Consider the following 23361-nt stretch of genomic DNA (forward strand, 5'->3'; position numbering starts at 1 on the left):
GAGAGTCATGCGAGTCATCACCCAGCACACGCTCGGCGGTCCCGAGGTGCTCACCGTCGTGGAGGACGCGCCCGCGCCCCGGCCGCTGCCGACGGAGGTCCTCGTCCGGGTCCGGGCGATCGGGCTGAACCCCCTGGAGGCACGGCTGCGCGCCGGCGAGTTCCCGCTGCTCGGCCGGCCCCCGTTCGTCCTCGGCTGGGACATCAGCGGCGTGGTCGAGGACGCGCCGGGGACCTGGCGGTTCCGGCCCGGCGACGAGGTGTTCGGGATGCCGCTCTTCCCCCGGGCGGCCAATGGATACGCCGAGCTGGTGGCGGCGCCCGCGCTGCACCTGGTGCGCAGGCCGGCCGCGCTCTCGCACGTCGAGGCGGCGGCGCTGCCGATCGTCGGGCTCACGGCGTGGCAGGGCCTGGTCGATCTCGCCGGTGTGGGCGAGGGCGACCGCGTCCTGGTCCACGGCGGTGGGGGCGGGGTCGGCCATGTGGCGATCCAGATCGCCAAGGCGCTCGGCGCGCACGTGATCACGACGGCGAGCGGCGGCAAGCGGGAGTTCGTCGAAGGGCTCGGCGCCGACGAGGTGATCGACTACACGACGGCCGACTTCGCCGGGGCGGTCCGCGACGTCGACGTCGTGCTCGACACCATCGGCGGCGACACCGCCGAGCGGTCGCTGAAGGTGCTGCGTCCGGGCGGCCATCTGGTGACGGCGGTCGCCGAGGAGGACACGGGGCTGATCGCCGCGTACGAGGCGGCCGGCCTGCGCTTCAGCGGCATCGCGGTCGACCCGGACCCGGTCGCCCTGCGCGCTCTGGTCGGCCTCGTCGAAGAGGGCAGGCTCCGGGTGCACGTCCAGGAGACGTTCCCGTTCGACCGCGTCGCCGACGCGCACCGGCTGCTCGACGACGGCCACCTCCAGGGCAAGATCGTCCTCACCCTGTGACGGCGCCCGCGCCTCCCCGCGCCCGCTCCGGCAGGAGCCGAACCGGCCGCTCCCGGGTCACCCGCAGCGCACCCCGGTCAGTTCCTCGGAGCGTGCCCAGACGCGGCGGGCCTCGTCCGTGCTGTGCAGGCGGCTGTAGAGCTTCTGCGGGGCGGGCGGCCCGCCCAGGTGGCCGGGGCCGCTGGGGCCGTAGAACGCTCCGCGTTCGGCCTCGGGCGACGTGGCGGCGTACAGGGCGGGGAGCTGCGCGGTGCGGACCGTGCCGAGGAGGATGCCGCGGGCGGACAGCGCGCGGATGACGCGTACGCCCACGGTGTCCTTGGCGCGGCCCAGTTCGGGGCGGGCGGCCAGGAGGCTGGTGGGCGCGACGCCCGGGTGGGACAGATTGCTGGTGATGCCCCAGTCACCGGCCGCGCTGCGGCGGTCCAGCTCCAGGCCGAAGAGCCCGAGCGCGATCTTCGACTGGCTGTAGGCGCGCCTGCCGTCGTAGGAGCGTTCCCAGTTCAGGTCCTCCCAGTTGATGGCGTACTGGTTCGCCGCGACGCTGATCTGCGAGGTCACGCGGGCACGGCCGGCCCGCAGCAGCGGCAGCAGACGGGCGACGAGGGCGAAGTGGCCGAGGTGGTTGGTGCCGAACTGAAGCTCGAACCCGTCCGCGGTCGTCTGCCGCTCGGGCGGTGTCATGACGCCGGCGTTGTTGACGAGCAGGTGGATCGGACGGTCCTCCGCCAGCAGGGTCTCGCCCAGCGCCCGGACGGACGTCAGGGAGGACAGGTCCAGCGTGCGCCGGGACACGTCCGCGCCGGAGACCCGCGCGCGGATCGCGTCGAGCGCCGCCTGGCCCTTGCGCGGGTTGCGGACCGGCAGCAGCACCTCCGCGCCGGCGGCCGCGAGACGGGTCGCGAGGCCGAGTCCGATGCCGTCGCTCGCGCCGGTGACGACGGCGCGCTTGCCGGACAGATCGGGGACGGTGAGATCGAAGTCGGTACGTGGCATGGCCGGGGCTCCCTCGTGGTGTCGTTGCCGCCACCGTGACCGAGTACGGCGGCGGGGTGCAGGGCCTGCCGATCCACTGATCGCTGGGCCGTGGATACGGCCGGCCTTCGCCATGTTCGCCGGTCAGGATCCGTTTCCCGGGGCTTCGCGGCCGACCCGCGGGTCGGAGAGGGGGATCGACGATCCGTGGCTGCGCCGCCGTGCCGGCCGGCGCGAGGCGGTAGAAGTAGGAGCGCAAGCGGCACGGAGGAGAGCAGCCATGGAGATCGACCGGGCCGGACTGGCCGCCTTTCTGCGGCGTCGGCGGGAGCTGTTGCAGCCCGAGGACGTCGGCCTCCCGCGGGGGCCCCGCCGCAGGACCAGCGGGCTGCGGCGGGAGGAGGTGGCCGCGCTGTGCCACATGTCGGCCGACTACTACGCACGGCTGGAGCGCGAGCGAGGCCCGCAGCCCTCCGCGCAGATGGCCGCCTCGATCGCGCAGGGCCTGCACCTCTCCCTGGACGAGCGCGACCACCTGTTCCGGCTGGCCGGGCACCACCCGCCCGTGCGCGGCTCGGCCGGCGCGCATGTCGGCCCCGGACTGCTGCGCATCCTCGACCGGCTGGCCGACACCCCCGCCGAGATCGTCAGCGAACTCGGGGAGACCCTGCGCCAGACCCCGCTCGGGGTGGCCCTGACCGGCGACACCACCCGGTTCACCGGGCCCGAGCGGAGCATCGGCTTCCGCTGGTTCACCCTACCGGCCACCCGCGCGCGGTACGCGCCGGAGGAACACGCCCATCTCTCCCGCATGTTCACCTCAGGACTGCGGGAGATCGCCACCCTGCGGGGCCCGGGCTCGCGGGCGGCCCACTACGCCGGTCTCCTCCTGGAACGCAGCGAGGAGTTCCGCACCCTGTGGGAGACCCATGAGGTGGGCGTCGGCCCCGAGAAGGTCAAACGCTTCCTCCACCCCGAGGTCGGGCTTCTGGAGCTCGACTGCCAGTCACTCCTCGACACCGACCAGTCGCACCGTCTGCTCGTGTACACCGCCACGCCCGGCTCCGAGAGCCACGAGAAGCTGCGTCTGCTCTCCGTCATCGGCACGCAGGCGGTCGGCTGACCTCCGGTCACGGGGCCGTCAGGCCTCGTGGTCTTCCTGGTCGAGGAAGTCGGCGACCAGGGCGGCGAACTCGTCCGGGCCGGCCAGGCGGACGCCGAGGCTCTCCGCCTTGGCGCGCTTGGAGCCCGCGCCCTCCCCGGCGACGACCAGGGTGGTCTTCCTGGAGACGCTGGAGGAGGAGCGGCCGCCGGCCCGTTCGACGAGTTCGTTCATCTGGTTGCGGCTGAGCTTCTCCAGGGGGCCGGTCATCGCGCCGGTGACGACCACGGTCATTCCGGTCAGTGGTCCGGCCGCCGGCTCGGCGCCGGTGCCGTCACCGTCGCCGGTGCCGTCGCCGCCGGTGCCCTCACCCGTGGCGGACGGGGCGGGCGGGGTGGCTCCGGGTTCGGTCATGTTGACGCCGGCGGCGACGAGTCTGTCGATGAGCGGGGCGAGTTCGGCCAGTTCGGCGACGATCGAGGGGGCCTTCTCGGTGCCGATGCCCTCCACCTGCCGCATCGCCTCCGCGTCGGCCGCGCGGAGGTGGTCCATCGTCGCGAAGTGCCGGGCGATCCGGCGGGACATGGACCGGCCGGTGCCGCGGACGCCGAGCGCGCACAGCACCCGCGCCAGCGGCCGCCCCTTGGCCGCCCCGAGGGCGGCGAGGAGGTTGTCGGTGCTGGTCTCGCCCATCCGCTCCAGGCCCAGCAGCTGCTCACGGGTGAGGGCGAACAGGTCGGCGAGATCGCTGACGAGCCCGGCGTCCACGAGCTGGACGACGCGGGTGTGGCCGAGGCCCTCGATGTCGAGCTGGTCGCGCCCGGCCGCGTACGACAGGGAGGCGACCAGATGGCAGTTGCGTCCGTTCTCGCAGCGCCAACGCTGCTCGCTGGTGTCGATGCCGGACCCGCAGCGCGGGCACACCTCGGGGAAGACGATGGGCCGTTCGTCGCCGGTGCGCAGATGGGCGACGGGGGCCTCGATGCGCGGGATGACGTCGCCGGCCCGGTGGACCATGACATGGTCGCCCAGGCGCAGGTCGCGGCGGGTGATGTCGGCCGGGTTGTGCAGGGTGGCGTAGGTGACGGTGGCGCCGTCGATCTCGACCGGTTCCAGGACGGCGCGCGGGGCGATGATGCCGGTGCGGCCGACGTTCCACTCCACCTCGAGCAGCCGGGTGATCTTCTCGACGGCCGGCAGCTTGTAGGCGATCGCCCAGCGCGGGGCGCGTGAGCCCGCGCCCGCCGCGCGCTGGTCCGCGGCGAGGTCGGCCTTGACGACGATGCCGTCGATCCCGAACGGGAGTTCGGCGCGCAGGGCGGCGATCTCCCGCACCCGGTCCAGCACCTGCTCGACGGTGGCGGTGGTGCTGCCGGGCACGGCGGTGGTGGCGGTGGTGTTGATGCCGAACGCGGCGGCCCGCGCCATGAGTTCGCTGTGGGCGAGTTCCGTCAGCCGGGCGGCGAGCTCCGTGCCGGTGCCGGGCAGGGGCAGCAGGCCGTAGCCGAAGAAGGTCATCGGCACGGTGTAGGCGCGCTCCTTGGCGCGCAGACTGCCCGCGGCGGCGCCGCGCGGGTTGGCGAAGGGCTGTCCGCCGTGCGCGGTGCGCACCTCGTTGGCGTGCTCGAACTGGGCGGTCGTCATGAGGACTTCGCCCCGGACCTCCACGGTGACCGGTTCGGTGAGTTCGGCGGGCAGGCCCTCGATGGTGCCGATCGCGTGCGAGACGTCCTCCCCGGCCGTCCCGTCCCCGCGCGTGATGAGCCGGCTCAGCCGGCCGCCGGTGTAGCGGGCGGCGACGGCGAGTCCGTCCAGCTTCGGCTCGACGTCGAACCGCTCCGCCTCGTGGCCGAGGCGCCGGGCCAGGGAGGCGGTCCAGGCGGTGAACTCCTCCGGCGAGAACACGTTGTCCAGGCTCAGCATCGCCACCGTGTGCGGGACGTCGCCCTCGACGGCGCCGCCGGCGACCTTGCCCGTCGGGGAACCGGGCAGCACCTGCTCGGGGTGGTCGGCCTCCCAGGCGGCGATGGTGCGCACCAGCCGGTCGTAGGCGTCGTCGTCCAGTGCCGAGGTTCCGTCCGCGTAGTAGGCGGCCGAGGCCGTCACGGCGTCCTCGACCGCCTGCGCGTAGGCGGCGGCGTCCATGAGCGATGCTGCGGATGTCGTCATGCGGGTCATCCTGCCTGCCCCCACTGACAACGCCCCTCCGCGCGGTGGTACCAGCTGTTACCATCGCGGTATGGCGAAGACGCAGAAGGGCTGGCGGGTCGACGACGAGATCGCGGAGCTGGCCACGGCCCGGGCCAGGGACCGCGGCATGAGTGTCGGCGACTACATCGCCGCGCTCGTGCGGGAGGACGCCGACGGGATGCGGCAGCGCGGCCTGGAGGCGGCGCGGCGCTTCCTCGACGAGCACCAGGCGGTGTTCGACGAGGCGGAGGACGCCGAGCGTCGCGCCCGGGGCGCGCACGCCGCGTAATGGACCTGCGCATCGACGTTCCCTGGATCTTGCAGGTCGCGGAGGTCGCCGGTGCGGCGGACCCCGCCCCCGAGGACTACGGGGTGCCCGTGGCCGCGGTCGCCTGCCACCGCGCCGAACTGCTGGAGACCCCCGTCTACGACGGCCCCTACGCCCGTGCCGCCGCGCTGGTGCACGTCCTCGGGCGCTGCCGCTGGCTGGAGCGCTCCAACCTGGCGGTGGCCGCCGCGACGGGCGTGATGTACCTGGAGGCCTCCGGCATCCCGGTCAAGCCGGCGCGGGAGGACGCGCTCGCCCTCCGCGACCTGCTGCGCGACCCGGCCTGCACCGCCGCCCGGATCGCCGCCCTGCTGCGCGGCTGGCCCCGGGCGAGCTGAGGCGGGGCCGCGCGTCAGGCGGGCGGGACGGGGTCCAGTTCGAGTGTGGTGTGCTGGGTCGACAGGGCCTCGACATACACCAGCGCGCAGGCGAGGACCCGGCCCCGCCACACCCTGCTCACCGGGAGTTCCCGGCGCGGGGCCGACGGATACCGGTTCGGCCGGTGGGCGTTGCCGCCGTTGGCACCGGCGCTCGCGTGGACGTGGTTCATGTACCGGATGCCCGAGTCCACGTCGAGGAGCACCGGGTGCTGAAAGGCTTCGCCCAGGCCGGCCCCGCGGCGTTTCTTCTCGGGGCGGACGTCCTCGTACTCGGTCACTTCGACGAGGTGGCCGACCGGTATCGGCGCCGGGTAGTTGACTGCGACGCGCACGCTCATGAGGCGCACGCTACCCCGCGCCGACCGCCCGCCGCGGCCGGCCCGGCGCCGGGAACGGGGCGGAGTCCAGGTTGCGGGCGGGCTCGGCCGGGTCGACGGCGGCGGCGCGCAGGGAACCGTCTACCTCTCGTACCGCGTCCGCCCCGGCCAGGTCCGCCGCCGCGGGACGCAGGAAGCCGTCGGTGCTGTCCGGGTCGTGGGCGTACCGCAGAAGTCCCTCGGCGACGGCCGCCGCGCGGTGCTGGCCGAAGCTCTTCGCGGGCCGGCCGGGCCGGCCGTCGGCCGGCTCCCACGCCAGGGCGACACCGGGGGCCACCTCGTGGGCGAAGACGGAGGTGTCCCTGCCGACGCCGGGCAGTCCCGTCACCTCGTCGGCGAGACCGGTCGCCAGCGGGGCGTCCGCCTCCTCCAGGTAGACCACGAGCGCGTCCCGGCGCGGGTAGGACCACGGGCGGGAGAGCACCTTCGCCCGGTACCGCGCGGACCGGGCGGCCAGTGCGGCCAGCAGGGTCCGCCAGACGCCGGCGGCGGCGTCCGGGTCCGTCAGGTGGACGTACATCCGCAGGACGGGCCGGCCGGCCCCGCCGGACAGGCCGCCGTGCGGGCCGTCCAGCAGCAGGAAGCCGGGGGACAGCGCGGGGCGGACGGCCGGCAGGTCCAGGCGCACACTCCGGCCCGGCGCGGCCGGTCCTTCCGTCCGGGCGGATGCCGCGGGCACGCGGACGAGTACCCGGCCGAGTTCGGCGAGGAGCGTGTCCCCCCGGGGCTCCGGGCCGGACCGCACCACCGCGTCGACGGGGGTGAGGGTGTGCGGGGTGGCGGCGATGAGGCGGCCCTCGAACGCGCGGTCGCGGCGGGAGGCGGGGCCGGCCGCCCCGTTCCGGCCGTCGCGGGCTTCCCGGGCGTGCGGGGTGAGGCCCGCGTGCCACTCGTCGTACAGCACCGCGCCCAGGGCCGCCCGCAGTTCGCGGGGGGTGCTGCCGGTGACGGGCCGCTCCCCCACCAGGACGGTGCGCCGGTCCTGCCCGATCCGCAGGGTGGCCAGGGCCTCGCGCAGCCGGGGGGCGAGTGCGGTCTCCGGGGGTGCGGCGGACGGTTCCCTCATGACTCCTCCAGTCCGACGGTTTCGGCGCACTGTCCGACGGTCCCGGCGGACAGCCCCACGGTCTCGGCGAAGCGTTCGGGGGCCAGCAGCGCGGTGCGGCCCACCCCCGCCGTGCCCTTCTGTACGGCGGTGAGCCGCGCGCCGAGCGACGCGGCGGCGAACATCCGGTCGAAGAGGTGCCAGCCGGCGTAGGCCGTCGCGCGGGCGGCGAACCCGGCGTCGACGGGGGGCGCGGCGCGGCGGTATGCCTCCCAGAAGGCGGTCACGAGCGGCCGTACGGCCACGAGTTGGCGTTCGCCGTTCCCGACGAGCGCGGTGTGGGCGTCGTCGCCCGCGCCGGGACCGTCGAGGTCGAGCGCGGTGAACATCCGCGAGGCCGCCCGGTACAGCCACTGGCCCACGAACCCGCCGACGTCACCGGCCGGGTCGCCGAGGTGGAACTCCTCCCAGTCCGTGAGGTGCGGCTGCGCCGTGGGATCTCCGTCGCCGCCGAGGAGGAACTGGTCGAGCCGCAGATCGCCGTGGACGGGGGTGTGCGGGGCGGCGGCTGACCACTCGTGCAGGCGGCCCAGCGCGGTGCGCAGCCGGGCGTCGTGGTGGAGCAGCGCCCACGCCTCCAGCTCGGCCCCGCTGGCGTCGGCGTACTCGCGCACCGTCAGCCCGGTCAGCCGCGAGTGCCCCCGTACGGCGGCGGACGGGCGGGGAACGCCGTCGTCCGGGAGGCGGTGCAGGGTGCCCACCGCGTGGCCGAGGCGTCCGGCCAGCACGGTGTCGAAGCGGTCCTCGTCGGCGAGCGTGCTGCATGCCACGGCGGCGTCGAGCCGGGCGTGGACCAGGACCAGGGTGTCCGGATCGGCGCCCAGGAACTCGGGGGCGGCCAGGGCGGGCCGACCGCGCCGGGCGGACCGCGCACGCTCGAAGGCGCGGGCCCGTTCGAAGCGGTCGCGCGCTCCGGGCAGGGTGGCGTCCAGCCGTTTGACGAAGACCTGCCGGCCGTCGGCGGTGGGGCCGGCCCAGTTCTCGTTGCGGCCGGGGAGGCTGAGCGCGTCCCCGGGGACGAAGGGTGCGATGCCGAGCGTGGCCATGGCCCGCTCCACCCCGGCCGACGGGCGGTGGGGGACGGTGTGCCCCGGTGCGGGGGCGTCGGGTGTCCGGGGGGCGGCCGGTGCGGGCGAGGATGCCGGTGCGGGCGGAGGCGCTGGTTCCGTGGTCGTCGCTGCCATGGCCGTGACGCTAGGCCGCCCGGCGCGCGGCGGAACAGTGACAGGAACGGACCTGGCGGGGCGGTCCGTCGACCCGGCAGGAACCTGTCGGTCCGGTCGCGGACCGGCCGGTGCGGGCACGTGGCGGGCCCGGGCGGCGGCCGGTCGCCGGCCCTGGCGCCAGTTACCTGCCACTGGGCGCGGACCGGCCGCGCTGGTGGGATCGGAGCACCGGCCACGACCGGGGCCGGACCCGTTCACGTCCGAGGAGAGAACATGCAGAGCGCCGATCTGATGGGCGGCTACGCCGCCTACACGAGCCCGCGCACCGCCGTCGAGGAGCTGGCCACCACACGCAACCAGCACGACGACGCGGAGGCGTCGCCGTGGATCGTCACCACGATCAGCCTCGTGGTCACCATCCTGCTGCCCCTGACCGCCTCCTGAGCCCCACCCCGCACCCGCCCGTTCACCCCTCCACCCGTCCACGCACGTGAAGGAGAACCGCATGAGCACCGAGGACCTGATGAGCGGCTACAGCGCCTACACGACCCCCGCCGCGGCGGTCGAGGAGTACGACCAGGACCGCGCGGAGGCCAGCTGGACGCTGATCCCGCTCACGCTCGTCACGATCACCATCATCGGCTGATCCGCACCCTCACCGGCCCGGCCCCCGGCGGAAGACCGCTTCCGCCGGGGGCCGGGCCCTGTCGTGCCCCGCTCCGCCGGTGTCAGGCGTCGTCCCCCTCGTCTGCCGCCCTGGCCTCGCGCCGGGCGATCACGTCGATGAGGTCGCTGACCGTGCCCAGCGCCTCCGGGGAGAGCTGGACGGCCCGCAGCGCCACGTCGCGCACCTCGGCGTCGCGCAGGGCACCGAGGAGTTCGAGCTGCCGGGAGATCTCCGCGCCCTGCGCGTCGTCGAAGAAGTAGGCGGGCGGAACCTCGAAGAACTGGGCCAGCGCCTCCAGATGGCGCTTGGTGGGGTTGTCCCGCCGTCCGGTGCGCAGCTGCCACAGATATGTGGTGGAGAACGACACACCCGTCCGTTCACGGCAGGCCCGGGCCACCACCTCGTTGGTGTAGGGCCGGCGGTCGGGGTCGAGGACGAGGCGGAAGAGCGCGTCGATCCGCTCGGCCAGACCCGAGGGGCTGCTTTCCGTACCGGCCACGCTCACCTCACGCTTCCCGCCGACGCCTTCGGCACAGCACAGCACAGCATCTGCGGAGATTGATCCGAACTTCCTGCGGATTCATCTTAGTTGACATGCGCCGGGTGGCGCCCCATCCTGAGCCGGTGAGCCAAGATGAATGGCAGTCAGGGTCCTATTCATTTGAGCAAACGCCGTTCCCCGCCGAGACCATCGGCCGTGAACGGGAGACGGCCGAGCTGCTGACGCTGCTCACCCGGGAGGGTCCCGGCCGCGGCGGCGTCCTGCTGTACGGGCCGCCGGGCATCGGGAAGACGCGGCTGGCGCACGCCGTGGCCGTCGCGTACGCGGAGCGGACGGGGGCCGGGGTGACCCTCTTCGACGCCACGGCCCACGCGGACCCGGAGGCGGCACTCGCCCGGCTGCTCACGGCGGACCCGGCTCCGGACCCCGCCATCGAAGCCGGGACCGGCACCGGCGCCGTACCCGGCCCCGGCGCTCTGGTGCTCGCCGACGGGCTCGACCAGCCGGCCCGCCACCGTCCGCCGGTGCCCGGAGGTCCGTCGGTGCCCGGTGCGCCGGGCGCACCCGGCGCGGACCGCGGCGGGCCGGGCGCCCGGGCGACCCGGTTACTGAGCGCGCTGGCCGCGGCCGCGCGTGCGGGTACGCGGGTCCTCGCCACCGCCCGGCGGCCCCTGACCGCCGAGGGATTCGCCGGGCGGCCGGTGACCGCGCTCCCCGTGCCCCTCGACTGCACCGTCCTGGACCCCGACGGCCTGTCCCGCGTGCCGTCCGTACGGCTCTACCTCGCCTGCCTGCGCGCCCTCCACCCGGGTCTGCCGGCGCGGGAGCACGACCTCGCGCAGACCGCCCGGATCTGCGCCGACCTGGGCGGGGTGCCCGGCGACCTGTGCCTGGCGGCGCGGGTGGCCGGATGGGAGGGGCCGGAGGTGCTGCGTGCCGCACTGGACTGGGAGCCGGGGCCGGCCGCCGCCGCGGGAGTGGTGCGCGCGTACGGGGGCGGTGACGGGGCGGAGCGGCAACTCGGTCCCGTCGCACGGCGGTTGCTCGACCACGCACGGCTGTTCCCGGGCGGGTGCGGGCCCGAGGCCTTGCGCGAGGTGTCCGGTGTGCCGCTCGGGGCGTTCCCGGGCGCGCTCGCCGAACTCCTCGACCGTCACCTCCTCACCCTTTCCGGACGCCCCTCGGGCCGGCTCGGCGGCCACTCCCGCGCGCGGCTGCACGTCCCGTTCGGCAGCCCGCCGCCCGGGCGGGGTCCGTCGTCCGTGACGGCGGACGCACGGCAGGCGCACGCCCGTTACTACGCGCATGTGGCACGCGACGCGGTGGCACGCGTCCTGGCGGGCGACCAGCTCGCCGGAGTCACCGCCCTGCGCGCCGAGGAGCGCAACCTCCGTCTGGCGCTGGAGACACTCGGCGCCCCACCGGCGCACGACGCCCCCGGGCGCGCCGACGAGCCCCGCGGCACGCCCGGGAACGCCGACGACGGCACCGACGCGGCCCTGGACCTCGCCGAGCACCTGTACTTCTCCGTGCACACGGTGGCCGGTGCCGGTGTCGGTGCCGCGCCGCCGGCCGGGCTGCCCCGGCCCGTGACCGCCCCCGGCCGGGCACGGCTCGGCCTGCTGCTCGCCGAATCGGCCGTCCGGGCCGGGGACTTCGACGCCGCCCTCAGCCGGCTCGGCCAGGTGGCGGAGGAGGTGGCCGCGGACCCCGCGGCCGACGCCCTGACCGGCCGCCTCCTCGCCCTGCGGGGCCTCGCGGCACACCACGACAACCCCGGCCGCGGGCTGTCGCTGCTGCACCGGGCCGTGGCCCGGTACCGGGAGGACGGCGACGAGGCCGCCGCGTCCGGGGTGGAACTGGAGGTGTGCCTCGCCGAGTTCCTCGACGGACGGACCGAGGCCGCGACCCGGACCGCGCTGGCCGTCCTGCCGGATGCGCTGCGGCGCCGGGACCTGCTCACCGCGGGCGCGGCCCTGCTGCGCCTGAGCGTCTTCGCCACCGCCGACGGGCGGACCGGGGCCGCCGCCGCCTACTACGAGCGGGCGCTGGCCGCGCTGCGCGGGCTCGGGGCGCCGGCCGTGCTGGGCGCCTTCCTGAATCTGGCCGGCACTCCGCTGCGGCCGGGGATCACCGCCCGCGCCACGGCCGCCGCCCGGGTACTGGGCGCCTTCTCCGCCGCGCGTGCCGGGCTGCCCGGTGCGCCCGACGACCCGGACTTCGCCGGGTGTCTGCGGGAGAGCGAGGTCCGCGGGCTGCTGGCGGAGCGGGACGTCGTCACGGCGCTGCGCGAGGGGGCCGAGGCCGGACTCCCCGGTGTGCTCGCGGAGTTCGCCGCGCACCGGGGCGGGCCGCCCCGGCCGGAGAACCACGACGAGACGGACGCCGGACGGACCGGTCCGCTCACCCGCCGGCAGACCGAGGTCTCGCTCCTCGTCGCGCACGGGCTGAGCAACCGTCAGATCGCCCGCCAGCTGGAGATCTCGGAGTGGACGGTGGTCAATCACGTCCGGGAGACGATGAAGAAGCTGGGCTGCACCTCCCGGGTGGGCATCGCCGGCTGGGTCCACACCTCGGCGGCCACCGAAGCGCTCGGCACGGCGCCCGCGCGGCCGTTGCTGACCTCCTGAACCCCTGAACCCCTGAACCCCTGTGCGCCTCAGCCCTTGAGCCCCTCACCCCCTCAGCCCTTGAGCCCTTGAGCCCTTGAGCACCCGCCCCTGCCCCTGTCCCGAGAGGACGACCCATGAGTTCCGCCCCCTTCCCGGCCGGTCCCCTGTCCGCGCTGGCGCGGCACCGCGGGCAGACCGCCGTCGCCGTTCCGCTGATCCTGCTGTCGGTCGCCGCGTCCCTGTGCGTGCCGCTCGCGGTGCGCCGGCTCGTGGTCGACATCGGCGGCCACCGCTCCCCGCTCGTCTCCGTGCTCGTCCTCGCCGTGCTGGCCCTGGGCGGGGCTCTGGCCGGGGCGTGGTCGTCCTTCCTGCTCGGGCGCGTCGGCGAGTGGACCGTGCTGGACGTGCGCGCCCGCGTCGTCCGCCATGTCCTGCGCGCCCGGCTGCTCGACGTACGGCGGGCCGGGACCGGCGATCTGGTCGCCCGGATCACCAGCGACTCCGCCCAACTGCGCTCGATGTTCGACGTGGGGGTCACGGCGCTGCCCGCGTCGGCGCTGGTCGCGGGCGTCTCCCTGGTGGTCATGGGCGTACTGGACTGGGTGCTGCTGCTGATCGTGGTGGCGACCTTCGCCGTGGCGGGCACGGCCATCGCGGTGTTCGTCTCGGGGATGCGCCGGGGCATCTCCGCGCAGCAGCGGGCGCTCGGCGAGGTGGCGCAGCGGTTCACCGCGGCGCTCTCCTCGCTGGCGGTGATCAAGGCCAACCGGGCGGAGGAGCGCACCGCCTCGGGCATCGTGGAGCGGGCCGGGGCCGCCGCGGAGGCGGCGGTGTCGGCGGACCGGGCGCAGGCGTTCATCACGCCTTTGATGACGGTCGGCCAGCAGATCGCCGTCATCGGGGTGCTCTCGGGCAGCGGCGTGCGGATGGCCTCGGGCGCGCTGGGTCCGGCGGACTTCGTGGCGTTCATGATGTACCTCTTCCAGCTGATCGCCCCGCTGACCGTGCTGGCGACCGGCATCGCGCGGCTCCAGGCGGGCATGGCGGCCCGCGGCCGGATCCGTACCGCGCTGGAGCTTCCGCCGGAGGCGCCGGGGCCCGACCGCGAGCCCGCACCCGTGCCCGGCGCCCCCGCCCTGCGGCTGCGCGGTCTGACCGGCGGTTACGACGCGGAGCCGGTGCTGCGCGGGGTGGACCTGACGGTCGCCCGGCGCGGCGTCACCGCGCTGGTGGGTCCGTCGGGCGCCGGGAAGTCGACGGTCCTGAACATGGTCGAGCGCCTGCTGCCCGCCGCCGGGGGCACCGTCGCGCTGCACGGCACGGAGCTGGCCGACTGGCCGCTCGACGCGCTGCGCCGCCGGATCGCCTACGTCGACCAGTCGTTCACCCTGCTGGAGGGGACGGTGCGGGAGAACCTCGTCCTGGGCTCGCCCGGTCCGGTGGACGACACGGCGCTGCGGCAGGTGCTGGAGAGCGTGGGGCTCGCGGGTACGGTCGCCGGGCTGCCGGACGGTCTCGACACCCCGCTGGGCGGCGGTACGGATCTGTCGGGCGGCCAGCGGCAGCGGCTCGCCCTGGCGCGGGCACTGCTCAGTGACGCCGACGTCGTCCTGCTGGACGAGCCGACCTCGCAACTGGACGGCGTGAACGAGCGGTTGCTGCGGGACGTGGTGGACCGGCTGGCGGGCGAGCGGGCCGTGCTGGTGGTCGCCCACCGGCTGTCGACCGTCCGTCACGCCGACCGGATCGCCCTCCTGCGGGACGGACGGGTCGTGGACACCGGCTCGCACGAGGAGCTGCTGCGCACGAGCCCCGGGTACCGGGCCCTGGTGGAAGGGCAGTCGGGAGGCACGGAGATGGTGCGCGAGACGGTGTGAGACGGCCCCACCGCCCCTCCCCCATCCGTCGGCCGCGTGGCGGAATCGGCCCGTTGACTTTTCACTGGCTGGCTGTACAGTCAACGCGGGTCGGACGGCGAAGGGGAGTCGTTGGTGCGCGCAGAGGGGCTGTCCGTGCTCACGGACCGGGCGGGAAGACACCACAGGCGGCGGCTGCACAGACTCGTGGACGGCCTCGATCTGCCGGTCCCCTTCGACGCCGAGACGTTCATCGCCGCTCTCGCCGCCCGGCGCGGCCGGCCCATCGAGATCCTGGACGTCGCCATGGACTCCCCCGGCCCGTGCGGGCTGCTCGTGACGACCGACCGGGCCGACTACATCGTCCACACCGCGCGGACCACCCCCCTGCACCGGCAGCACATCCTGCTGCACGAGGCCGCGCACCTGCTGTGCGGCCACGACCGGACCGGTTACGCGGCCTCCGCGGCGGCCCGCGCCCTCATGCCGGGGCTGCATCCGGCCCTGATCCGCCGGGTCCTGGGCCGCACCGGCTACCCCGAACCGCAGGAGCGCGAGGCGGAGTTACTGGCCTCCCTCATCCAGCACCGGGCCCTGCGCGCCGGGCCGCCGCACCCGGCCGACGGGCACGGGCGGGCCGGGGTCCTGGTCGGCACCCGCGGCGGAGAGCGGGCGCGTGGCTGAGGAACTGGCGTACGTCCCCGCGGCGGCGTCGCTCTCCCTGGGCTGGTACGAACTGCGCCCCGCCCGGCGCGGCACCGCGGTGGGGTGCCTGTGCGGGTTCTGGCTGTGCATGGGGGCGGCGATGGCGCTGCTCGCGCCCGGGACCGCCGCCGTCCTGCGGGTGCTGTCCGTGCCCGCCGGGTGCGTCCATCTGCTGGGCCGGGAGCTGGAGATGGCCGCCCTGTCCTTCCTCCCGCTCGCCGCGATGCGGCTCGGGCTGCCGCGGTGGCGGGCGGTGTCGGAGTGCTCGCACGCGTTCGTGGGCGTGACGGCCGGGACCCTGTGCGCGGTGCTCTTCCTGGCCGCCTCCGCCGGCGGGCGGCCACCGGCGGGTGCGGCGGGCGGCGTGGCGATCGTCGCCGGCGGCCGGGCCGACTGGGCCGCCCTGGCCGCGTTCGACACGGTGTTCACCCTCTACAGCCTGTGGTGCCTCGTGCTGTTCGCGCTGCCGGTGCGGCGCTGTGCGCGGGGGCTGCGGCCGGGGGCGCTGCGGACGGGGCTGCGGCTGGTCGCCGCGGGCACCGCGGTGGGCGCGCTGTGGGCGGTGTGGGGGGTGAGCGGCATCGTCAACATGGCCGTGGACCACCGGCAGGGCGCCGAAATGGATCCGGTCGCCATGGCCCTGGCCAGTGGGTGTCTGCTGCTCGCCGCCCTCGGCGCGACGGCGGCGCTGTGGCATCCGCTGGTGGCCGGGGGGAGGCACCGGCTGCGCGCCTGGCGTGCCCACCGGGCGCTGGAACCGCTGTGGGCGGCCCTGCACGCGGTGGTGCCGGAGACGGCGCTGACGGTGCCGGGGCCGAGGGCGGTGCCCCTGGCTCCGGGCGGTGCGCGGTTCGCCCTGTACCGGCGGGTGATCGAGATCCGCGACGGCTATCTCGCGCTGCGCCCCTACTGGCCCGCGCAGACGCCCTCGTGGACGGCGGCGGCGCTCGCGCGGTTCCCCGTCGATCCCGGCCGCAGACCGGTGGTGGAGGAGGCGGCCTGGCTGGTCGCGGCGCTGGAGGCGGCGCGGGCGGGCCGCCGGTGCGCTCCGGGGCGGGCGGGCGAGGGGCCCGGGGCTCGCGGCGAAAGTCCCGCCCTGGGGGCGGACGACGGTACTTTCGCCGCGGGCCCCGGCACCGTGGAGGAGGAGGCGGCCTGGCTGGTCGCGGTGGCCGAGGCGTTCACCGGGGACCGCGCGGTGGCGTACACCCGCCGGCTGGCCCGGCACGCCGGGGGGTGAGCCCGGCCGACGGGCGGCCCGTCCCGCTCCGGTGCGGGCCGCGTCACGGCCGGTCCGGGTCGCGTCACGGCCGGGGAGTCACACCACCGTCCGCGTCAGCAGGGTGAGGATGAGGGTCAGGGGCTCGCTGGCGTCCTGGTCGACGGCCGTCCGCGCGGCGGCCTCCTCGACGGCGGCGCCGACGGTGGTGTAGGCGGAGTAACCGCCCATCAGGTCCGAGGTGTTCACAAGGGGTCCCTTCGAATCCGGGCGCGGCCGCTTCGGACACGCGCCGTACCCCTCGATCACAGCAGGGCGGCCACCGCTCACGCCACGGCAGGAAACCGCCGCCTCCGGCCACGCCGGGGCCCCGTCGCCGCGCACCGGACTGCCGGTCGGCGGGCGGACGGGGGCAGGAACCTGCCACTGTCCGCGCCCGCCCGGCGGAACCTACCGTGTGGCCGTGCCCACCCGGCCGGGGGCCGACGGGAGCAGGGAGACGCGATGCGCACGAGGGAGCCGCGATGACGAGCAGGGAACACGTCTCGGTGCTCTTCCCGCACCATGTGGAGGACCTGGACGAGCTGACCGGCACGGCCGCGCTCGTCCGCGACGGTGCCGCACGGCGGCTGTGGCTCGGGCAGTCGCTGACCGTCGAGAGCCATCAGGCGCTCGCCTGGCTGGCGGGCGCCGGGTTCCGGGTGCCGGTGGGCCTGTCGGTGGCGCTCACCGCGCTGCGGCACCCCTTCGATGCCGCCGCCCAGGCCCGCTCGCTCGCGCTGCTCACCGGGCATCCGCCCGTCGTGGGCTACGGGGCGGGCGAGCCGGCCTTCGTCACCGCGCTGCACGGCGCGCACTACGCCGGGCCGGCCTCCGCGGTCGCCGAATACGTGGGCGTGGTGCGGGAGTTGCTGCGCGGCGGGGCGGTACGTCACGAGGGTCCGGTGTTCCGGGTCGGCGGGGCCGCGCTGCCGCCGGTGCGGGACGCACCGCCAGCAGAGGTGGGCGCGGGAGTGCTGCGGCCGGGCATGGCGAGGGCGGCGGGCCGTACGGCGGACGTGGCGATCAGTTGGATGACGCCGCCCTCCTACATCCGCGAAGTGCTGCTCCCCGCCCTGGAGGAGGGCGCCGTCGCCGCCGGCCGGCCCCGGCCCCGGCTGGTGACGGTGGTGCACGCGGCGGTGGCCCGCCCCGGGCGCAGCCCGCTGCCGCTGGCCCAGCGCGGCACCGACAAGCATCTGCGCGTCCACCACTACGCCGACATGCTGCGCCGGGCCGGACTCGACGTCGACGTCAGCGATCCGGTGTCGGGCGCCCGGGAGCTCGTGGAGGCCGGGGTGTTCCTCTACGGCAAACCGGGCGACCTGGTCCCGGAGGTGCGGCGCTACTTCGAGGCGGGCGCCGACGAGGTGGTGATCAACCCGGTCGCGGTGGCCCAGACGTACGGGTTCGCCGAGGCCCTGGCCGACCTGCGGGAACTGCTCGCCGCCCACGGGTGAGGGGGCTCAGGCCGCCGGCGGCGTGAGGTAGTCGCCGTGGGCGAGGTCGTCGAGCAGTGCCGGGTGGCGGGGCGACCAGCCGAGCAGTTCGCGGGTGTGGAAGCTGGTGGCGGGGCCGTCGAAGGCGTAGACGCGGGCCATGAACGGGTTCACGAAGTGGCCGGCGGCCTCCTCCGGGGTGAGTGAGGCGGTGGGCAGGCCGAGGCCGCGGGCGATCGTCTCCGCGATGCTCCGCAGGGTGACGCCGCTCTCGCCGACGCCGTGCAGCATGCTGCCCGCGGGCGCCTTCTCCAGGGCCAGGCGGAACAGGACCGCCGCGTCGCCGCGGTGCACCGCGGGCCAGCGGTTGGTGCCGTCCCCGACGTAGGCCGAGACGCCGGTCCGCCGTGCGGTGGTGACGAGCATGGGGATGAAGCCGTGGTCCTCGGGCCCGTGGACCGTCGGGGCGAGCCGGACCACACTCGCGCGGACGCCCCGGGCGGCGAGGTCCAGGCAGGCCCGCTCGCCCGCGAGGCGGAAGGCGGCGAATCCGGTCCGGTCGGGTTCGTCCCGTTCGCCGCTCTCCCGGCCCTCGGGCAGGACCAGCGTGCCGGAGGTGACGACGAGCGGCTTGCCCGAGTGCTCCAGCGGCCGGCCGAGCGTCTCGATGGCGGTCCGGTCGCGCCTCATCATGTCGTCGAGGTCGGAGAAGTCGCCGCCGTAGGCCATGTGCAGGACACCGTCGGCGGCCTCGGCGCCGCTGCGCAGACTGTCGAGGTCGTCCAGGGAGCCGCGGTGCGGCACCGCCCCCAGCGACCTCAGCTTGGCGGCGGCGCTGTCGGAGCGCGCCAGAGCGGTGACGGTGTGGCCGCCCGCGATCAGCTCGGTGACGACCGCGGGGCCGGTCTGTCCGGAACCGCCGGTGACGAAGACATGCATGGAACGCTCCCTGGATACGCCAGTGACTGGCACTTCTTAGCGCCAGGCACTGACATTAGGTAGCGCCAGTGACTGGCGTCAAGTAACGCCAGTCACTGACATGTGTGTATGCTCACCGGGTGCCACGCAGCGGAGCAGAAGCGCGTCGCCGCCTTCAGCAGGCGGCCCTGGAGCTGTACCGGGAGCGCGGATTCGACCGGACCACGACAGCGGAGATCGCCGCCCGCGCCGGCGTGAACGAACGGACGTTCTTCCGGCACTTCCCGGACAAGCGCGAGGTGCTCTTCGACGGCGAGGCCGACCTGCGCGACGCGATGGTCGAGGCGGTGGCCGAGGCACCCGGCGACCTGCCGCCGCTCGGCATGCTGCTGTGCGCCTTCAGGGTCGCCGGGGGGATGCTCGAGGAGAAGCGCCCGTTCTCCGAGCCCCGGCTGGCGATCATCGCGCAGACCCCGGCACTCCGCGAACGCGACCTCGCCAAGGCCGCGTCACTGATCGAGGCGCTGACACAGGCGCTGCGCCGGCGCGGCGTCCCCGGCCGGCTGGCCGGCCTGGCCGCGCAGACCGGCTGGGGCACCTTCCACCATGCGGCCCAGGCCTGGATCGACGATCCCTCGGAGAACCTGGACACGCACCTCGACCGGGCCTTCGACGACCTGCACGCCCTGTCGACGGCGGCCCGGCCGGCACCGGGGCGGGCGCGGAAGCGGGTGTGAAGCCCGTTGGGCGGGGCGCCCGTACCAGGGCGTCGTCCTGCCGTCAGCCGAGTCGGCGGGCGAAGCAGACGGCCATGGGGTGGCCCTTGTAGGGGCCGTAGCCGTCGGTGCGCCGGTAGCCCTCGCGGTCGTAGAAGCGGATCGCGTCCGGCTGTTTGACGCCGGTCGACAGTTGCACGGTGGCGATCCCCCGCCGGCGTGCGTGCTCCTCGAGGTCGCGCAGGATGCCCGTGGCCACACCTGTGCCGCGGGCGTCGGGGGACACGTACATCCGCTTGATCTCCCCGGTGCCGTCGGGCAGCAGGCGCAGGGCACCGCAGCCCGCCGCGCCGCCGCCGGCGTCACGGGCGATCAGGAACACGTCGACGTTCTCCGCGGTCGGTTTGTCGGTCTCCTGGTCCGGAATGCCGTAGCGGGCGGCCAGTTCCTTCTCCATGGCGGCGCGGAGGCGGTCGCCGTCGGCGCTGTCCCACGGTTCCTGCGCGATGGTGAACGTCATGCTGCTCCAGTCCAGTCGTCCGGGCGAATGCCCTGTCGGTGATGTGCCGGTGATACGTCGGTGCGCCGACGGCTTCCCGGGGACGGTCCGCTCTCGTCCACGACGAGCCGATGCGCGTCCTGTCTCCTCCGAGTGCCGACGGCTCGCGGTGTCGCACCAAGGGGTGACCACGGGGTCCGGCACGGTGGAGGGGCGACTCCTCCGTACGGAACCCCGCCCGGTCGGCACGTCGGACGTGCACCAGTGATCCAATCAGCGGCACCGGTCGCGCCGGTAATGCCGATGGGGCAGCACCGGGCATGCTCTGTCCGCATGGCCGGTGGGGCCGCCGTCCGTGGCGGTCAACCGCCGGTCGGAGCCCAGCGGTTGCGCGCGTGTTCCACGAACTCCTCGGCGATCGGGTGCGCGCCGTGCGCCGGCACGCCGATCTCCAGACTGCTCCCGGAGAGGCCCTCGACCGGCCGGACGCGGAGCCCGGGGAGCCCGGTGTCCGGCAGCGTCGAGCCGTGGACGAAGGCGATCGCCCGGCCCAGGACGACGGCGGCGAGCACATCGGTGGCGTTCCGCACCAGGGGGCCGTGCCGGCGGGGACGCCGGTCGACGTCCGCGCCGGTCCAGTGGTCCGCCTCTTCCCGGGTCATGCCCGCCCAGTGGGTGACCGGCTCCTTCCGCAGGTCGGACAGGGTCAGCCGGTCTCGAGCAGCCAGCGGATGGTCGGCAGGCAGCAGGACCATGCGTGGTTCCCGCGCGAGCCGGTCGACGACGAGTCCGTCCCGGTCGTGCCGGTCCCGCAGGAACGAGACGTTCGCGCCGCCCGCCCGCAACTCCTCCACCGGCGACAGCCATTCACGCGGGACGACGTTCACCCGCACGCCCGGGCGGTCCGCCTCGAAGGACCGGCTCGCCGCCGTCACGGCCACCACGTCGCACAGCGGGGCGGTCACGGTGAGGGTCTCCGCCGCGGTCCGCATGCCGCGTACGCGCTCCAGAGCCGCTCGGGAGCGCCCCACCAGCGCGTACGCCTCGGTCAGCAACGCCGCGCCCGCGGCCGTGAGTTCGGTGGCGTGGGAGCGGCGCACGAAGAGGGGGACGCCGACCGTGCGCTCCAGCGCCCTGATCGACCGCGACAGCGCGGGCTGGGTCATCATGAGCCGCTGCGCGGCCCGTGTGATGCTGCCGGTCTCCGCGACGGCGATGAGGTGGGTGAGGTGTCTCAGCTCGAGATCGGGCACGGCTCGGACGATACCGGCTCACCTCACGACGTACCCCTCCCACAGCGGGCCGCCGGCGGTGTCCAGTGCCCGGGTCACGGCGGCGTCGAAGCCCTTGGTGTCCCCGCCGACCGCCTGAGCGGCGGCCTCGTGCAGCGCCCGGTGCAGTGCGGGGTCGGCGGCGGCCAGCCGCCGTGACAGCCACTTGCCGCCGCCGAGCCAGTGGCCGCCGGCCAGGAGGACCAGCTCCGAGGCGCGCTGGAGCAGCTGCGCGACCAGGTAGACCCGCTCCGCGGGGTCCGCGCAGCCGCGCAGGTCGTCGAGCAGGTCGGTCACGGCGTACCGCAGGTAGTCGCGCTCACGCTCCGAGAGCGGCGGCGGGCCCGCGGCCCAGCGTCTGCGCGCCTCCTCCTGGAGCGCGGCGCCCAGCCCGTCCGCGTCCACCAGGAGCATCCCCTCGGCACACATCGAGAGCAGCGGCGAACTCCGCTTGGCCGTCTCCTTGTCGGCGAAGTCGCGCCAGACGGCCTCGGTCTGGAGGAACAGCTCCACCGGCCAGCCGCGGTACATCAGCGTCTCCCGGCCCGGGGCGGGCGGCCCGTCCATGACGACCACGATGTCCAGATCGGACATGGGCGTCCGGCGCTCGGTCAGCACGCTGCCGGCGAGGAAGGCCGCCCGGGCGTCGGGGCAGCGGTCCCGCACGAGGGCGTGGGCGGTGAGGAGGGGATCGTCCATCGCCACAGCCTATGCGCCGACGCCCGGCCGGCCGCGTGGGAAGCCGCCGTCAGCAGCCGAGGGGCGCGGAGCCGACGGCGACGTCGTCGAACCAGAGGGTGTCGTCGCCGGACGCGTAGCTCTCCCAACCCAGGCGCAGGGCCGTCGGCTCGGGCGGTGTGGTCCGGGAGAGCCACAGCTGGTCGACGTCCCGCGTCGGTACGCCGTCGGCGTGCAGCCCGGGAACCAGTTCGCCGTCGAGCCAAGTGTCGAGCTTGGGCGCGGTGGTGTCCACGGCGAACCGCAGGCACTGCCAACTCCCGGTCGGCAGCGGCCTGCTGAGCGCCACGCCGGCCGGGCTCTGGGCGGGCAGGGTGGCGTCGTCGCTCTCCCGGTTCCACTGAAGGGCCCCGTTCTGGCCGCCGACGCGCAGCGCCCGGCCGTTCTGCGAGGCGTCCGGGAGCGAGACGAAGGCGACGTGCGAGGCGGGCAGGGCGGTGGTGTGCCGCACCCACATGCGGAAGTACAGCACCGGGCCCGCCGCGGAGAGGTCCGCGCCGGCGGCGGCGAACGCGTGGTTGCAGTAGCCGGCCCGGCCGTCCACCCGCAGCGACTTGGTGCCGCCGTGCGCGACCTGGGTGTCGACCGCCACGGTTCCCGTGCCCTGGCAGTCGGGGGCGGTGAACTGCCAGTGACCGGAGGGGTGCGCCAGACCGTGCACGTCACGGTGGGCGGACAGCGGCTGCGGCTGCGGCTGCGGCTGCGGCTGCGGCTGCGGCTGCGGCTGCGGCTGCGGCTGCGGCTGCGGCTGCGCTATCAAATACCGCCAAGGGCCCGGTCAGCGCGCCAGGGACGCTGCGTCGCCCATGACGATCATCGGCCTGCGGGACGGGTCAAGGGCGCGCAGGAGTTCCTTCATGTGGTTCCTGGCGATGCTGACGCATGCCTGGGTGGGGCCGTGGTGGTCGACGTGGATCCAGATGCCGCCGCCCTTCTCGGCGCCCTGCGGGCGGGTCCAGTCCAGCGGGGTGGTGCCGGGCTCGCGGTTGTAGTCGATCGCGACGACGTAGTCGAAGGAGCCGGCCAGCGGTTCGCCCCGTGAGCCGGTGCCGGAGATCCGGAACCCCGTGGACCGGTCGTAGGACAGCCGGGTGCCCGGGTCGGGCAGCAGGCCGCCCGCGTCCGTGAGGGTGAACGCGCCGATGGGGGACCGCAGATCGCCGATGCGGTGGTCGTCGGTCCACCCCTTGAGCGCGTTGTGGGCGGGCCAGGACCCGGTCGTGGGTTCCCAGCCGTCGGCGGTGCGCTCGTAGAGGCGGACGGCGGCGGTGCTGCCGTCGCGGTCCTTGCCGGTGACGAGGACGACCTGGCGGGTGGAGTCGGGGATGCGGGCGAGCAGGGCGGGGCCCACGCCGGGCAGGACCCGCTGGGTGCGGACGGTGTTCTCGGTGACGCCGGGCCGTCCCGCGGTGGTCGTGGACGTCGCGTGGCCGGCGGGCCGGTCCGCCCCGTCGGTGCCGGCCGAGGGGCCGGCGCAGCCGCACAGGAGGAGCACGGCGCCGGCCGTGACCGCGGTGCCGTGGCGGACCGGGCGGGGAGGGAGATGGGCGGGGCGGCGCAGGGACATGAGGTGGGGGGTCCTTCGGGGGCGTGGGTGTGGTCGCTGTCGGTTTTCCG

General features: G+C 75.2%; 24 protein-coding genes and 1 pseudogene. 12 read left to right on the top strand and 13 right to left on the bottom strand.

Translation table 11 applies throughout. From position 1 onward, the window contains the following. Positions 1–7 precede the first annotated feature (7 nt). Positions 8–940 carry an NADP-dependent oxidoreductase gene (locus tag IO29_RS05850; RefSeq protein ID WP_030377670.1) on the top strand — a complete coding sequence of 311 codons (933 nt, stop codon included), beginning with the start codon at positions 8–10 and terminating at the stop codon, positions 938–940. A 57-nt stretch (positions 941–997) separates the two neighbouring features. On the opposite strand, the gene IO29_RS05855 is transcribed toward IO29_RS05850, so the two are convergent. After that, on the bottom strand, positions 998–1936 hold the full coding sequence (locus IO29_RS05855) for an SDR family oxidoreductase (protein WP_030377669.1): 939 nt from the start codon (positions 1934–1936) through the stop codon (positions 998–1000). Positions 1937–2195: 259 nt separating this feature from the next. Here IO29_RS05855 and IO29_RS05860 point away from each other — a divergent pair, with 259 nt between their 5' ends. Continuing rightward, positions 2196–3038 (top strand): helix-turn-helix transcriptional regulator, encoded by an 843-nt coding sequence (locus IO29_RS05860; RefSeq protein WP_030377668.1) that lies wholly within the window; start codon positions 2196–2198, stop codon positions 3036–3038. A gap of 18 nt (positions 3039–3056) precedes the next feature. Here the strand turns inward: IO29_RS05860 and ligA are convergent, their stop codons facing one another. Then, positions 3057–5195, bottom strand: a complete 2139-nt coding sequence (gene ligA, locus IO29_RS05865; protein ID WP_033224613.1) for an NAD-dependent DNA ligase LigA — start codon at positions 5193–5195, stop codon at positions 3057–3059. 61 nt (positions 5196–5256) lie between these two features. Between ligA and IO29_RS05870 the strand changes: the two genes are divergently transcribed. Together IO29_RS05870 and IO29_RS05875 are read left to right on the top strand one after the other, a co-directional pair. Beyond that, positions 5257–5496, top strand: a complete 240-nt coding sequence (locus IO29_RS05870; protein WP_030377666.1) for a hypothetical protein — start codon at positions 5257–5259, stop codon at positions 5494–5496. Next, positions 5496–5873, top strand: coding sequence for a hypothetical protein (locus IO29_RS05875; RefSeq protein ID WP_030377665.1), 378 nt, complete (start codon positions 5496–5498; stop codon positions 5871–5873). Before IO29_RS05870 ends, IO29_RS05875 begins: the two co-directional genes overlap by 1 nt. Before the next feature lie 14 nt (positions 5874–5887). Here the strand turns inward: IO29_RS05875 and IO29_RS05880 are convergent, their stop codons facing one another. The 3 genes from IO29_RS05880 to lxmK are packed head-to-tail and all read right to left on the bottom strand — an operon-like array spanning position 5888 to position 8581. Next, the gene (locus IO29_RS05880; RefSeq protein ID WP_030377664.1) at positions 5888–6253 is read right to left on the bottom strand and encodes a hypothetical protein; all 366 of its coding nucleotides are present in this window, start codon (positions 6251–6253) and stop codon (positions 5888–5890) included. 10 nt (positions 6254–6263) lie between these two features. Next, entirely contained in the window at positions 6264–7358 is a 1095-nt protein-coding gene (locus tag IO29_RS05885; RefSeq protein WP_051707308.1) for a T3SS effector HopA1 family protein, read from the bottom strand. Further along, a complete protein-coding gene (gene lxmK / locus IO29_RS05890) occupies positions 7355–8581 on the bottom strand; it encodes a class V lanthionine synthetase subunit LxmK (RefSeq protein ID WP_051707306.1) in 1227 nt (408 codons plus the stop codon). The genes IO29_RS05885 and lxmK overlap by 4 nt, the downstream gene beginning before the upstream one ends. A gap of 255 nt (positions 8582–8836) precedes the next feature. Here lxmK and IO29_RS38435 point away from each other — a divergent pair, with 255 nt between their 5' ends. Together IO29_RS38435 and IO29_RS38820 are read left to right on the top strand one after the other, a co-directional pair. Next, positions 8837–9007, top strand: coding sequence for a hypothetical protein (locus IO29_RS38435; protein WP_158709284.1), 171 nt, complete (start codon positions 8837–8839; stop codon positions 9005–9007). Between the two features lie 61 nt (positions 9008–9068). Next, the gene (locus IO29_RS38820) at positions 9069–9209 is read left to right on the top strand and encodes an LxmA leader domain family RiPP (protein ID WP_199806833.1); all 141 of its coding nucleotides are present in this window, start codon (positions 9069–9071) and stop codon (positions 9207–9209) included. An 82-nt stretch (positions 9210–9291) separates the two neighbouring features. Here the strand turns inward: IO29_RS38820 and IO29_RS05895 are convergent, their stop codons facing one another. Next, the gene (locus IO29_RS05895) at positions 9292–9729 is read right to left on the bottom strand and encodes a helix-turn-helix domain-containing protein (protein WP_030377661.1); all 438 of its coding nucleotides are present in this window, start codon (positions 9727–9729) and stop codon (positions 9292–9294) included. 125 nt (positions 9730–9854) lie between these two features. Between IO29_RS05895 and IO29_RS39975 the strand changes: the two genes are divergently transcribed. The 4 genes from IO29_RS39975 (at position 9855) to IO29_RS05915 (ending at position 16145) form a co-directional block, all read left to right on the top strand. Then, entirely contained in the window at positions 9855–12362 is a 2508-nt protein-coding gene (locus IO29_RS39975) for a LuxR C-terminal-related transcriptional regulator (protein WP_030377660.1), read from the top strand. Between the two features lie 116 nt (positions 12363–12478). After that, a complete protein-coding gene (locus IO29_RS05905; protein ID WP_051707305.1) occupies positions 12479–14221 on the top strand; it encodes an ABC transporter ATP-binding protein in 1743 nt (580 codons plus the stop codon). Positions 14222–14335: 114 nt separating this feature from the next. After that, positions 14336–14884 (top strand): ParH-like protein, encoded by a 549-nt coding sequence (locus tag IO29_RS05910; RefSeq protein ID WP_199806832.1) that lies wholly within the window; start codon positions 14336–14338, stop codon positions 14882–14884. Then, a complete protein-coding gene (locus IO29_RS05915) occupies positions 14877–16145 on the top strand; it encodes an MAB_1171c family putative transporter (RefSeq protein WP_030377657.1) in 1269 nt (422 codons plus the stop codon). Before IO29_RS05910 ends, IO29_RS05915 begins: the two co-directional genes overlap by 8 nt. A gap of 78 nt (positions 16146–16223) precedes the next feature. On the opposite strand, the gene IO29_RS38440 is transcribed toward IO29_RS05915, so the two are convergent. Beyond that, complete coding sequence (locus tag IO29_RS38440; protein ID WP_158709283.1) at positions 16224–16373, bottom strand: hypothetical protein; 150 nt, start codon at positions 16371–16373, stop codon at positions 16224–16226. A 275-nt stretch (positions 16374–16648) separates the two neighbouring features. Between IO29_RS38440 and IO29_RS05920 the strand changes: the two genes are divergently transcribed. Further along, positions 16649–17623 carry an LLM class flavin-dependent oxidoreductase gene (locus tag IO29_RS05920; RefSeq protein WP_030377656.1) on the top strand — a complete coding sequence of 325 codons (975 nt, stop codon included), beginning with the start codon at positions 16649–16651 and terminating at the stop codon, positions 17621–17623. Between the two features lie 6 nt (positions 17624–17629). Here the strand turns inward: IO29_RS05920 and IO29_RS05925 are convergent, their stop codons facing one another. Then, positions 17630–18541, bottom strand: a complete 912-nt coding sequence (locus tag IO29_RS05925) for an SDR family oxidoreductase (protein ID WP_030377655.1) — start codon at positions 18539–18541, stop codon at positions 17630–17632. 119 nt (positions 18542–18660) lie between these two features. Here IO29_RS05925 and IO29_RS05930 point away from each other — a divergent pair, with 119 nt between their 5' ends. Then, positions 18661–19257: a TetR family transcriptional regulator gene (locus tag IO29_RS05930; RefSeq protein ID WP_030377654.1), complete on the top strand. Its 597-nt coding sequence runs from the start codon at positions 18661–18663 to the stop codon at positions 19255–19257. A 43-nt stretch (positions 19258–19300) separates the two neighbouring features. Here IO29_RS05930 and IO29_RS05935 read toward each other — a convergent pair whose 3' ends face one another. The 5 genes and pseudogenes from IO29_RS05935 to IO29_RS05955 all read right to left on the bottom strand — a co-directional run bounded on the left by IO29_RS05935 (position 19301) and on the right by IO29_RS05955 (position 23311). Then, on the bottom strand, positions 19301–19756 hold the full coding sequence (locus IO29_RS05935; protein WP_030377653.1) for a GNAT family N-acetyltransferase: 456 nt from the start codon (positions 19754–19756) through the stop codon (positions 19301–19303). 341 nt (positions 19757–20097) lie between these two features. Continuing rightward, the gene (locus IO29_RS35480; protein ID WP_051707301.1) at positions 20098–20988 is read right to left on the bottom strand and encodes a LysR family transcriptional regulator; all 891 of its coding nucleotides are present in this window, start codon (positions 20986–20988) and stop codon (positions 20098–20100) included. Positions 20989–21006: 18 nt separating this feature from the next. After that, on the bottom strand, positions 21007–21705 hold the full coding sequence (locus IO29_RS05945) for a nucleotidyltransferase domain-containing protein (RefSeq protein ID WP_030377651.1): 699 nt from the start codon (positions 21703–21705) through the stop codon (positions 21007–21009). Positions 21706–21754: 49 nt separating this feature from the next. After that, a pseudogene (locus IO29_RS05950) lies at positions 21755–22387 on the bottom strand (cellulose-binding protein); the annotation flags it as partial. 135 nt (positions 22388–22522) lie between these two features. Next, positions 22523–23311: a hypothetical protein gene (locus IO29_RS05955; RefSeq protein ID WP_030377649.1), complete on the bottom strand. Its 789-nt coding sequence runs from the start codon at positions 23309–23311 to the stop codon at positions 22523–22525. Between the last annotated feature and the right edge of the window lie 50 nt (positions 23312–23361).

It is taken from the genome of Streptomyces sp. NRRL F-6676 (assembly GCF_000725625.1).
Lineage (GTDB): Bacteria > Actinomycetota > Actinomycetes > Streptomycetales > Streptomycetaceae > Streptomyces.

Excerpts from the sequence above, each read along its gene's own strand:
- IO29_RS05850 (WP_030377670.1), top strand. The coding sequence starts at position 8 with ATGCGAGTCATCACCCAGCACACGCTCGGCGGTCCCGAGGTGCTCACC.
- IO29_RS05855 (WP_030377669.1), bottom strand. The coding sequence starts at position 1,936 with ATGCCACGTACCGACTTCGATCTCACCGTCCCCGATCTGTCCGGCAAG.
- IO29_RS05860 (WP_030377668.1), top strand. The coding sequence starts at position 2,196 with ATGGAGATCGACCGGGCCGGACTGGCCGCCTTTCTGCGGCGTCGGCGG.
- ligA (WP_033224613.1), bottom strand. The coding sequence starts at position 5,195 with ATGACCCGCATGACGACATCCGCAGCATCGCTCATGGACGCCGCCGCC.
- IO29_RS05870 (WP_030377666.1), top strand. The coding sequence starts at position 5,257 with ATGGCGAAGACGCAGAAGGGCTGGCGGGTCGACGACGAGATCGCGGAG.
- IO29_RS05875 (WP_030377665.1), top strand. The coding sequence starts at position 5,496 with ATGGACCTGCGCATCGACGTTCCCTGGATCTTGCAGGTCGCGGAGGTC.
- IO29_RS05880 (WP_030377664.1), bottom strand. The coding sequence starts at position 6,253 with ATGAGCGTGCGCGTCGCAGTCAACTACCCGGCGCCGATACCGGTCGGC.
- IO29_RS05885 (WP_051707308.1), bottom strand. The coding sequence starts at position 7,358 with ATGAGGGAACCGTCCGCCGCACCCCCGGAGACCGCACTCGCCCCCCGG.
- lxmK (WP_051707306.1), bottom strand. The coding sequence starts at position 8,581 with ATGGCAGCGACGACCACGGAACCAGCGCCTCCGCCCGCACCGGCATCC.
- IO29_RS38435 (WP_158709284.1), top strand. The coding sequence starts at position 8,837 with ATGCAGAGCGCCGATCTGATGGGCGGCTACGCCGCCTACACGAGCCCG.
- IO29_RS38820 (WP_199806833.1), top strand. The coding sequence starts at position 9,069 with ATGAGCACCGAGGACCTGATGAGCGGCTACAGCGCCTACACGACCCCC.
- IO29_RS05905 (WP_051707305.1), top strand. The coding sequence starts at position 12,479 with ATGAGTTCCGCCCCCTTCCCGGCCGGTCCCCTGTCCGCGCTGGCGCGG.
- IO29_RS05920 (WP_030377656.1), top strand. The coding sequence starts at position 16,649 with ATGACGAGCAGGGAACACGTCTCGGTGCTCTTCCCGCACCATGTGGAG.
- IO29_RS05925 (WP_030377655.1), bottom strand. The coding sequence starts at position 18,541 with ATGCATGTCTTCGTCACCGGCGGTTCCGGACAGACCGGCCCCGCGGTC.
- IO29_RS05935 (WP_030377653.1), bottom strand. The coding sequence starts at position 19,756 with ATGACGTTCACCATCGCGCAGGAACCGTGGGACAGCGCCGACGGCGAC.
- IO29_RS05945 (WP_030377651.1), bottom strand. The coding sequence starts at position 21,705 with ATGGACGATCCCCTCCTCACCGCCCACGCCCTCGTGCGGGACCGCTGC.
- IO29_RS05955 (WP_030377649.1), bottom strand. The coding sequence starts at position 23,311 with ATGTCCCTGCGCCGCCCCGCCCATCTCCCTCCCCGCCCGGTCCGCCAC.